Source organism: Glycomyces tarimensis (assembly GCF_054776215.1).
Genome location: NZ_BAAHCB010000005.1, coordinates 7150 through 16495, shown reverse-complemented (window position 1 = coordinate 16495; position 9346 = coordinate 7150). Strand labels below are relative to the sequence as shown.

Genomic DNA, 9346 nt, shown 5'->3' with positions numbered 1-9346 from the left:
GCCTGCGCCGCGGCCCTCGGCCGTGCTTGCGAGCGTCGGGGGCGGCGGCCGGCGTCGGAGCCGTCTGTGGTGGACGACGCGCTCGCATGCGAGGTTCGCATTGACGAAGAGGAACGACGGTCCATAGAGTTGTGGGACATCGTCGGGTCGGTCGAAGGCCCTGCGAGTCGGGGATGGCGAGGGGGTGTGCTGGTGTCGACGTCGAGGCCGACCGTGTCGGAGGCCGGTTCGCGGCTCCCGGTCTGCCGCACCTGCGGTACGCAGTACGGGGAACCGCGCGAGGACTGCCCGATCTGTCAGGACGAGCGGCAGTACGTCGGCTGGGACGGCCAGCAGTGGACCACCCTCGCCGAGCTGCGCGCGGACGGCCACCGGGGCCGGATCGAGCCCGAGGGCCCGGGCGTGTACGGGGTCGGTGTGACGCCGTCGTTCGCCATCGGCCAGCGGGCGCTGCTCATCCGCACCCCGTCCGGCAACGTCCTGTGGGACTGCTTCGGCTATCTCGATGACGATGTGGCCGCCGAGATCGAAGGGCTCGGCGGACTGACCGCGATCGCGGTCAGCCACCCGCATTTCTACGGCGCGATGACCGAGTGGGGGCGAGCGTTCGAGGTCCCGGTGTACGTCCACGCCGCGGACCGCGACTGGGTGGGGCGGCCCGATCCCGTGATCGAGTTCTGGACCGGCGAGACGCGCTCCATCGCGCCCGGCATGACGCTCGTCAACGCGGGCACGCATTTCGCCGGCGGCACCGTCCTGCATTGGAGCGCCGACCCCGACGGGCGCGGCGCGCTGTTCAGCGGCGACATCTTCATGGTGGTGGCCGACCGGCGGTGGGTCGGCTTCATGTACAGCTTTCCCAACCTCATTCCGGAGCGCCCGCGCACGATCCGCCGCGCGCTCTCGCTGATCGAGCCGTTCGCGTTCGATCGCGTCTACGGTGCGTGGTGGGGGCGGGTGGTCGCCGGCGACGGGGCTGCCGCCGTCCGCCGTTCCGCCGAGCGCTACCTGCGATTCGCACTCGACGACGGCCCATAGGAGCCGGGCGGTCGGCGGCCGGCCCGCTTGCGTGCCGGACGCCTTAGAGCGCCCAGGGCACCGCTTGCGTCTGCGAGCTTCCCGCGCGCGAGGCCCGGCCTCCGACCGCCATCGCCACCAGCGCTTCGGCCGGGCCGTCCGCCGCGCGAACCGTTCGAACCGCCTCGGCCGGGAGCACCAGCGCCTCGCCCGTGGACACGCGGGCCGTGCGCCCCTCCGCCACCACCTCGAACGATCCCGAGGTCACCATCCACACCTGCTCGCGGTCGATGACGTGCTCGACGCCGTCCGCGCCCGATTCCATGCGCACCTTCCAGGTGCTCAGCTCGGTGCTGCCGCGGCTGGGCGCGGCGAGCCCGGTCATGGTGGCCGCCGACGTCCGGATCACGTCGTCCGCTTTCGGAACGATGATGCGCATTGCTCTGACCTCTCTAGTCAACCTGCTTTACTCACTTGAGTAAAACAGGTTGACTCTTCTGTGTCAAGATGGGCTCATGAGCGGCGACGATCGACTTGCGGACATGGAGCTGACCTTCCAGCTCGGCCTGGCGTTCCAACTCGTGCTCGGCGAGTTCACCGGCAGAGTCGAGGCTGCCGGATACACCGACCTGCGCCCGATCCACGGCCTCGCCTTCCAGGCGCTCGGCCCCGACGGCGCCACTGGCAGCGAACTGGCGCAACGACTCGGCGTCACCAAGCAGGCCGCCGGGCAGATCGTCGACTACCTCGAAGCACGGGGCTACGTCGAGCGCCGCCCGCACCCGGCCGGTGGTCGGCGCAAGCTCGTCGTGCTCGCGCCCGCCGGGCTCGAGCACTTGCGTGCGGCCGGGGAAATCCTGCACGGTCTCGAATCGGAGATCGGCGATCGGATCGGACATGCCGAACTCGAGGATCTGCGGGCGAAACTCGTCGAGGTCGTCCGCGCCCTCCACGACGGGCCCCCTCCTCCGCTGCGACCGGTGTGGTGAACCCGAGGGATGGCCTCGTCCACTCACCGGCGGCCCGGCCCGGTGCGCCGAACCGGATTGCGCGGGGCCGCCGGCGCGGGGACACTGACCGTATGCCCGCAAGCCCCGCACTGCTCGACTTCCGCCAGCGCGCCGTCGCATATGTGCTCAGAAGCGGTCCGGCGGGAGCCGAGGTGCTCGTGGTCCTTCACCTCGACCGTCCCGATGCCGGTGTCCAGGTGCCGGGCGGTGGGGCGCTTCCCCACGAGACCATCGGCGAGGCCGCCTTGCGCGAGGCCTTCGAGGAGACCGGCGCCGCCGGTCTCGCCTTCGGCGAGGCCATCGGCAACACCTTGACCGCCTCGCCCGAAGTCGCCGGGGCGCGGCAGATCAGCACCTACAGCCGGCTTTCGACCTCGGAGACACGCGACGCTTGGGACCATGTGGTCTCCAGTCATGACGGGGATGCCGGCCTGCGGTTCCGCTGCGAGTTCCGTCCTGTCGGTTCGGCCCGGATCGATTGGGGTCTGGACCGCTTCCTGGAGCGCGCGGTCGAACGTTGGCACCTGGCCCACCGGAACCCTTGGAGGCATCCCCATCAGCGCATCACCCCTTGATCCCCACCCCACCTCCTCCGCCGACGGCGGCTCCTCGCTTCACGCCGTGCAATTCGCCCCAGGAGGCGGCGAGCCGGACCTCGATGTCGAATGGCACGCCGGCTGGCCCTCGCCCAAGCACGACCCCGCGCCGGAGATCCAGTCGCACGCGGCCAACGAGCACACGATCATCATGCGCCAGAACAAGTCCGTGAACTACGAGGCGCCGTTCATGTTCCTGCTGTTCGGCGATGACTCCGCGATGCTCGTGGACACCGGGGCCACCGCCGAGTCGGAGTACTTCCCGCTCCGGCGCACCGTCGACGCCCACATCGACGCCTGGCTCGGGCGCCGTCCGCGCGAGGAGTATCGGCTGCTGATCGTCCACACGCACGGCCACGGCGACCACAAGGCCGCCGACGGCCAGTTCACCGACCGGGAGCGCACCACCGTCGTCGGCTCCAAGCTCGATGACGTGCTCGCCCATTACGGCTTCGAGGATTGGCCCCACTCGCCGGCCCGCATCGATCTCGGCCGACGCACGGTCGATGTCATCCCCGGGCCGGGACACCACGCCTCGGCCACCGTGTTCTACGACCGCTACACGCGCCTGCTGCTCACCGGCGACACGTTCTACCCGGGCCGGCTCTACGTCCAGGACTGGGACGCCTTCGAGGCGACGGTCGACCGGCTGGTCTCCTGGTGCGAGGCCCATCCGGTGTCGCACCTGCTCGGGTGCCACGTCGAGATGTCGGTGCAGCCGGGCACGGACTATCCGCGCGGGTGGACGTATCAGCCGGACGAGGCGGCGCTGCCCATGACCGTCGCGCAGTTGCACGAGCTCCAGCGGGCGGTGCGTCAGATCGGCGGCGCGCCGGGCGTGCACCGGTTCGACGATTTCCATATCTGGTACGAGGACTGAACCCGGTTCGGATCCCGGGGACGGGCCCGGTGTCGGTGCTCGGCGGTACGGTCGCAACCGTCAGCGAATGGCCGACTCGAAGGAGAGCGCCGATGGCATCCGTGAACGACCCCGCGACGTTCGTCCTCGTCCACGGCGGCGGCCGCAGTTCCTGGGACTGGCACCTCGTCGCCCCGCGGCTGCGGGAGCTGGGCCATGAGGTGATCGCCGTCGATCTGCCGATCGAGGACGACGCCGACGGCGTCTCCGAGTACGCCGACGCCGTCGTCGCCGCATGCGAAGGCCGGCCGAACCCGGCCGTGGTCGCGCACTCGTTCGGCGGCCTCGTCGCTCCGGTCGTCTGCTCCCGCGCGAAAACCGAGCTCCTGGTGCTGCTCGCCGGGATGATCCCCCGGCCCGGTGAGACGCCGGGCGAATGGTGGACCGCCAGCGGGCACGACGCGCTCGACCTCTCGATGGAGGCCGAAGCGCAGGACGGGGACCTGTTCATGAACGGCGTGCCGACCGAGCTCGCCACGGAGGCGTTCGCGAAGGCGCGGGACCAGTCCGGTGCCAAATGGGACGAGCCGTCGCCGCTCGAGCGGTGGCCCGATGTCCCGACCCGGTATCTGGCCTGTCGCGACGACCGGTTCTTCCCGCTGGAGTTCGCCCGCGCACACGCGGCCGAACGGCTCGGCATCACTCCCGACGAGATCGACGGCGGCCACATGGTCGCTTTGAGCCGGCCGCGCGAACTGGCCGAGCGACTGCACCGGTATTGGAGCGAATTGGGCGGTTGAGCGTCCGCCCGCGCGGCGTGGAGGGGTGGACGCACGCGGCTAGGCTCGGGCCGATGAGCGATCCACAGGCGAGCGACGCGACCGTCCGACTCGGCCACGTCGAGGAGCCGAAGCGCCGGCCCGCGCGAGGGCGCTGGTATCGCGGGCGCCTGTTCCGGTCCGTCTCCTGGGCGGCCACCGCCGGTGTCGTCGTTTACGCGGCGATTCGCCTGTTGGGGCTGGAGAGCGGCTGGATCCTCGTCACGACCATCGCCTTCGTGCCGTACATGGCCGCCGCGGCGCTGCTCGGGGCCGCGATGCAGGCCGCGTTCCGCCATTGGCGGGCCGCGACGGCGACGGCCGTGGCCGCGCTGGCGATGGCCGCGGCGATCGCTCCGCGCGCCCTGCCCGCCGAGCAGCCCGCCGCCGAGGGCTATGAGCTGACCGTGCTGTCGGTGAACATGTATGTGGGCACGGCGAACGTGGAGTACATCGTCGACTTGGTCGACGAGTACGAGCCGGACGTCCTCAGCGTCCAGGAGCTCACGGGGGACGGCTATGCGGAGCTGACCGCGCACGGTCTCGAGGAGCGGCTGCCGCACGTCATCGCCGAGCCCGCCGATTTCGCCGTCGGCACCGGCATCTACTCGCGCCACCCGATGGAGCGGCTCGACGAGCTCGAACCGGACGGGATCTTCTTCCAGCCCGCCGCCGAGATAACGCTGCCGGGCGAGACCAAGGTCCGGTTCATGGCCGTCCACACGGCCGCTCCCGCCAGGCCCGATCGTATCCCGCACTGGGAGGCCGATCTCGCGGCCTACCCGGAAGCCGATGCGGAGGTGCCGTGGGTCCTGGCCGGCGACTTCAATTCGACGCTCGACCACCGGCTGCTGCGCGATGTGGTGGACTCCGGCTACAGCGACGCGGCCGACGCCACCGGCGCGGGGCTGGTGCCGACGTGGCGGCCGGTCGAGGGCGGCTATCTGAACGGCCTGCTGCGCCCTCCCGCGGTGACGCTCGACCACGTGCTCGTCGACGAACGCGTCGCCGTGCGCGACTTCGCGGTCCTCGACAACGACGGCAGCGACCACGCCCCGGTGCTCGCCACCGTCCAGCTCCCGGGCTGATCCGCCGAGAGCGGCCGTCGACCTCAGACGAGCTCGTCGACGACCCGGTCCTTCGGGAGCGTGTAGCGCACGATCGGGTAGGGCCGCTTGCCGATCTCGTGCGTGGTGCGCTCGCCGTCGCGGACGAAGCCGTAGCGCTCGTAGAAGTGCGCGCCGACCTGGTTGCCCTCGAGTACCCAGACCCGTACCGGGGAGAGCCCGTACTCGTTGAGCGCCTTGTGCGCCTCGCGCATGAGGGCGTGGCCGGCGCCACGGCCCCAGTGATCGGGGTGGACGTACAGCATCCAGATCTCGCCGGGCTGTCCCGGCTCGACCTCGTTCCTCGCCGATTCCCTGGTGTCCCAGCCGACCGTGATGGAGCCGATGACGTCGGGGCCGCGTTCGGCGACGAGCGTCAGCCAGAACGGCGGCGGGGAGCTCAGGTTCATCACGAACGTCTCGGACGGTTCCGCGGGCAATCTCGCGAGCGTCCTGTCGTCTATGAGGCCGTCGTACGCGGCGCGCCATGACGCGTTCCTGACTTGCACGATCTCGTCCGCGTCCGCGGGCCCAGCCGTTCGGATCTTCATGTCTACCAACCGTGCCGCAATCACCATTGGAAAGCAACCACTAATTCGGATGGACTTGCGCCTGCAACCGGCTTGTGCACGAAGCGTCTAGGAGACAGGTGATTCCAGGAGTTTCAGTTGTTGCGAATCGGCGTCGACAGCGGCGCGCAATCCGATCGGCATCGGAAGGTTCGGTCCAGTGTGGCCGAAGTCGACGCCGCCGAGGATCGGGAAGTCGACGTCGGCGAGGACGTCGCGGACGACGTCTTCGACCGTCGCCGGACCGTACCGCTCGGGCGGGCCGTGCAGATCGGTGGGGATGCCGACGACCATCGCGCCGACGCGGTCGAAGACGCCCTGCATGCGGAGGCTGTGGAGGTCGTTCCAGATGTGGCCGATGTTGCGCCCCACGTCCTCCCAGAAGAAGATCGCGCCGTCGAAGACCTCCGGCGCGAGGGCGTACGGCGTGGCCTGGAGGCGGACGAGCCGATCGAGCAGGCCGCCGACGAGACGCCCGGTGGCCTTGCCGGGCCTCCAGGTCTGCCACGGCCGGTCGGGCGGCAGGTCGACCTCGGTGATCGCGCCGGTGAGCAGGCCGCGCAGCAGCTCGCGGATTCGGGTGCGGCGCTCGGGGGTGGAGACGTCGTCCCAGAAGCAGCCCAGGCCCGGCGCGAAGTCGGCGTGCATGCCGATCAGGCCCGTCTGGGAGTGCAGGGCCAGGTGGAGGGCGGTGATGTCGGAGAAGCCGAGGATCGGCTTCGGATCGGCCCGGACGGCGTCGAAGTCGAGGCGGTCGACGTAGCCGGTGGTGGCGTTGCCGCCCGCGAAGGGGACGATGGCGCGCACCTCGGGGTCGGCCAGGAGCGCGTTCATCTCCGCGGCCTGCTCGGCCGGGGACGCCGAGCGCCAGAAACGCCTGGACGCGGACTCGACGAGGCCCGAGAGACGGACGGTGAAGCCCATGTCCTCGAGGGTCGCGGTGCCGCTGTCGAGCTCGTCGCGGCGATCGGGGAGGAAGGGGCCCGACGGGGCGGCGATGACGACGGTGTCGCCCGGGCTGAGCCGCCTGGGCCGCAGCGGTTGCATCGTGTCCACCTCCAGAGCGCGAGCCGGGGCCAGGGACAGCCTACGGCCGCCACGACCCCGGCACAAGCCCATTGGCAAACGCTATATCCGTTGGACCGCTAGCGAAGGGGGATCGCCGGTTCCCATTCGGCGGCATCGATCTGCTCGGGCTCGATGACGATGGAGGCCGGCACCGGCTCCTCGATCGCGATCGCGCGGCGGCCCACCGCGATCGCGAGCGCGGCACCGATGAGGGCGACCGCGGCGCTGGCCGCGAAGGCCGCGAGCGTCGCGCCGTCGGGGGCGATGAAGGACTGCCCGCGCACGGCCTGCCAGACGGCCGTGGTGAAGACCCCGAGGTAGCCGAGGCTCAAGGCGTGGACGATGCGGGCGCGAGTCCGCTCCTCGCGCAGCCAGGCGTAGCGGACGGCGAGCGCGCTCATGACGATCGCGACCAGGACGAGGACCTGGATGCCGTGCAGTCCGATGAAGTGCGGGACGCGCATGTCGCCGCCGGTGGTGCTCCAGCCGGTGAGGAACATGCCGTTGCCGTCGGGGTCGCCGATCCCGTGCCCGGCGCCGAGCTCGACCTCGTTGCCGTAGGCGTCCTGGACGACCCGCCGCCGCTGCTCGGTGACGGAGAGGATGAAGAAGGCCGCGGCCATGCCGAGCGTCGACAGCAGCAGGCCCCAGCGGACCACGGCGGTGACGGCGCGGTCGCCGATGCGCTGGAAGAGGAGCACGATCGCCACCGCGATGTTGGACAGCAGCAGCATCGGGACGCCGTACTGGAACGAGCCCTGGACGATCTGGTTGCTCAGCGATTCGGAGTTGTTGAAGTGGCTGTAGGTGCCGAACGAGGCGGCCATGACGATGACGCCCACCTCGAGCGCGCTGACGGCGGCGAAGACGGTGCCCGACCACCATCCGAAGCGGCGGGCCCTCGTCATGCGGCCGATGAGCCAGGCGAGCGTGAAGCTGTAGGCGGAGAAGGCGAAGGAGAACTTGAGCGCCTTGAGCCAGACCGATTCGCCCATGAGGGTGCGGTCGTCGACGACCATCGCCGCGAAGGCGACGACGGTGAGGGCGGCGAAGGCGATGCCGGCGGCCGTGAGAGGCCGGTGCCAGCGGGGCGGGGCGGCGTGGCGGGGTGCGGGTGCGGTGTTCATGTGCGGTGCCCTTGGTGTTCTGGGGGACTTGAGGATGGCTCTAACGCTATGGACGTTCGCACCGCTCCACAGTCACGCGCGCTAGTCGATCGAAGGTAGGGGCAGCACTACCACCGCGCGGGTACGATGCGAGGCCATGACGGTCTTTTATGTTGTGCAGCACGGGGAGAAGGAGCGAAAAGCCGGGGATCCGGGTCTGACGGCGCGGGGCCGGCGGCAGGCCGAGCAGGTGGCGGAGCTGCTGCGGGGCAAGGGCTTGACGGGCGTCTACGCGAGCCCGTTGCGGCGGGCGCGGGAGACGGCCGAGCCGCTCGCGTCGGCGTGCGATCTCGATGTGCGGACGGACGCGCGACTGACCGAGCGGATGAACTGGGACGGGACCGTGCCGATCGAACGGTTCCTCCAGCAGTGGGCCGCCGCGAGCGCGGACCGGGACTTCGTTCCGGCGCTCGGGGACTCGTCGCGGTCGGCCGGGGCGCGCTTCAGGGACTTCCTGGTCGAGCACCGCGACGGCGGCGAGGTGCTGGCGGTGGCGGCCCACGGCGGCGTGACGGTGGATCTGCTGCGGACCCTCCTGGGCGACCAGGCCGTTCCCGCCTCGATGCTGCGCGAAGGCGTGCCGTCGGGTGCGGTGACGACGCTCGAGGGTCTGGAGGTCCGCGCGATCGCCGCGGTGGGCCATCTGGAGGGCATGGAGTCAGGGCACCGCCCCTGATCACCGGGGGCCGTGCCGCCGCGGGAGGGACCGCGCACCGTTCGCCGTGTACGGCTTGCGCGGCCTGGAAGCGTCCGTGGCGACGATCGCCGAGGCGGTCGGCTCGGACAGTGCGTCGATGACCGGCAGGACCGGGCCGGAAAAGAAAAGCTCCCGACCGCGGCAACCTTTCGGGGCGCGGCGGCAACTACATGTCGGTGCGGCAACCCGGCTCCGCCGCACCCATTTACAACCAGAATCCCATACGGATACGCATGCATGACCTCACTTCGCATCATGCGCCGGCCAACTGCTCGGACGGCGCACCACCCAGGCCCCGGCGTCGCGCACCCGGCGATCGTGTCGAACGACCGCTCGGCGGCATACGCGGATCGGGGGACCGTCGGGTCACTGCCCGCGGTCGACTTCCCGGCCACCGAGTCGGACGCGATCGAGGTGACGGAGGGGCGTGGGACGCGGGG

Annotated in this window: 12 protein-coding genes; 8 read left to right on the top strand and 4 right to left on the bottom strand. The window is 70.7% G+C overall.

The window, feature by feature from the left end:
- Nucleotides 1–192 precede the first annotated feature (192 nt).
- On the top strand, nt 193–1038 hold the full coding sequence (locus ACYVK3_RS05670; RefSeq protein WP_460496310.1) for an MBL fold metallo-hydrolase: 846 nt from the start codon (nt 193–195) through the stop codon (nt 1036–1038).
- 43 nt (nt 1039–1081) lie between these two features.
- Here the strand turns inward: ACYVK3_RS05670 and ACYVK3_RS05665 are convergent, their stop codons facing one another.
- Nucleotides 1082–1456 carry a cupin domain-containing protein gene (locus ACYVK3_RS05665; RefSeq protein ID WP_460496309.1) on the bottom strand — a complete coding sequence of 125 codons (375 nt, stop codon included), beginning with the start codon at nt 1454–1456 and terminating at the stop codon, nt 1082–1084.
- 76 nt (nt 1457–1532) lie between these two features.
- Here ACYVK3_RS05665 and ACYVK3_RS05660 point away from each other — a divergent pair, with 76 nt between their 5' ends.
- The 5 genes from ACYVK3_RS05660 (at nt 1533) to ACYVK3_RS05640 (ending at nt 5388) form a co-directional block, all read left to right on the top strand.
- Nucleotides 1533–2006, top strand: a complete 474-nt coding sequence (locus ACYVK3_RS05660; RefSeq protein ID WP_460496308.1) for a MarR family winged helix-turn-helix transcriptional regulator — start codon at nt 1533–1535, stop codon at nt 2004–2006.
- A 92-nt stretch (nt 2007–2098) separates the two neighbouring features.
- Nucleotides 2099–2602 (top strand): NUDIX domain-containing protein, encoded by a 504-nt coding sequence (locus tag ACYVK3_RS05655; RefSeq protein WP_460496307.1) that lies wholly within the window; start codon nt 2099–2101, stop codon nt 2600–2602.
- 46 nt (nt 2603–2648) lie between these two features.
- The gene (locus ACYVK3_RS05650) at nt 2649–3503 is read left to right on the top strand and encodes an MBL fold metallo-hydrolase (protein WP_460496305.1); all 855 of its coding nucleotides are present in this window, start codon (nt 2649–2651) and stop codon (nt 3501–3503) included.
- 92 nt (nt 3504–3595) lie between these two features.
- Nucleotides 3596–4282 (top strand): alpha/beta fold hydrolase, encoded by a 687-nt coding sequence (locus tag ACYVK3_RS05645; protein ID WP_460496304.1) that lies wholly within the window; start codon nt 3596–3598, stop codon nt 4280–4282.
- A gap of 53 nt (nt 4283–4335) precedes the next feature.
- Nucleotides 4336–5388: an endonuclease/exonuclease/phosphatase family protein gene (locus ACYVK3_RS05640; protein ID WP_460496302.1), complete on the top strand. Its 1053-nt coding sequence runs from the start codon at nt 4336–4338 to the stop codon at nt 5386–5388.
- 23 nt (nt 5389–5411) lie between these two features.
- Here the strand turns inward: ACYVK3_RS05640 and ACYVK3_RS05635 are convergent, their stop codons facing one another.
- From ACYVK3_RS05635 to ACYVK3_RS05625, 3 genes are all read right to left on the bottom strand, one after another.
- A complete protein-coding gene (locus tag ACYVK3_RS05635) occupies nt 5412–5957 on the bottom strand; it encodes a GNAT family N-acetyltransferase (RefSeq protein ID WP_460496301.1) in 546 nt (181 codons plus the stop codon).
- Between the two features lie 87 nt (nt 5958–6044).
- Nucleotides 6045–7022 carry a S66 peptidase family protein gene (locus ACYVK3_RS05630; protein ID WP_460496300.1) on the bottom strand — a complete coding sequence of 326 codons (978 nt, stop codon included), beginning with the start codon at nt 7020–7022 and terminating at the stop codon, nt 6045–6047.
- Nucleotides 7023–7120: 98 nt separating this feature from the next.
- Nucleotides 7121–8170, bottom strand: coding sequence for a hypothetical protein (locus ACYVK3_RS05625; RefSeq protein WP_460496299.1), 1050 nt, complete (start codon nt 8168–8170; stop codon nt 7121–7123).
- A 136-nt stretch (nt 8171–8306) separates the two neighbouring features.
- Between ACYVK3_RS05625 and ACYVK3_RS05620 the strand changes: the two genes are divergently transcribed.
- Nucleotides 8307–8885 carry a histidine phosphatase family protein gene (locus ACYVK3_RS05620; RefSeq protein ID WP_460496298.1) on the top strand — a complete coding sequence of 193 codons (579 nt, stop codon included), beginning with the start codon at nt 8307–8309 and terminating at the stop codon, nt 8883–8885.
- A 258-nt stretch (nt 8886–9143) separates the two neighbouring features.
- Nucleotides 9144–9346: hypothetical protein (locus tag ACYVK3_RS05615; RefSeq protein ID WP_460496297.1), on the top strand; the 203-nt coding region annotated here is incomplete at its 3' end.

Bases quoted from the DNA above. Each gene is read 5' to 3' on its own strand.
- ACYVK3_RS05665 (WP_460496309.1), bottom strand. From the start codon at position 1,456: ATGCGCATCATCGTTCCGAAAGCGGACGACGTGATCCGGACGTCGGCG.
- ACYVK3_RS05660 (WP_460496308.1), top strand. From the start codon at position 1,533: ATGAGCGGCGACGATCGACTTGCGGACATGGAGCTGACCTTCCAGCTC.
- ACYVK3_RS05655 (WP_460496307.1), top strand. From the start codon at position 2,099: ATGCCCGCAAGCCCCGCACTGCTCGACTTCCGCCAGCGCGCCGTCGCA.
- ACYVK3_RS05645 (WP_460496304.1), top strand. From the start codon at position 3,596: ATGGCATCCGTGAACGACCCCGCGACGTTCGTCCTCGTCCACGGCGGC.
- ACYVK3_RS05640 (WP_460496302.1), top strand. From the start codon at position 4,336: ATGAGCGATCCACAGGCGAGCGACGCGACCGTCCGACTCGGCCACGTC.
- ACYVK3_RS05635 (WP_460496301.1), bottom strand. From the start codon at position 5,957: ATGAAGATCCGAACGGCTGGGCCCGCGGACGCGGACGAGATCGTGCAA.
- ACYVK3_RS05630 (WP_460496300.1), bottom strand. From the start codon at position 7,022: ATGCAACCGCTGCGGCCCAGGCGGCTCAGCCCGGGCGACACCGTCGTC.
- ACYVK3_RS05625 (WP_460496299.1), bottom strand. From the start codon at position 8,170: ATGAACACCGCACCCGCACCCCGCCACGCCGCCCCGCCCCGCTGGCAC.
- ACYVK3_RS05620 (WP_460496298.1), top strand. From the start codon at position 8,307: ATGACGGTCTTTTATGTTGTGCAGCACGGGGAGAAGGAGCGAAAAGCC.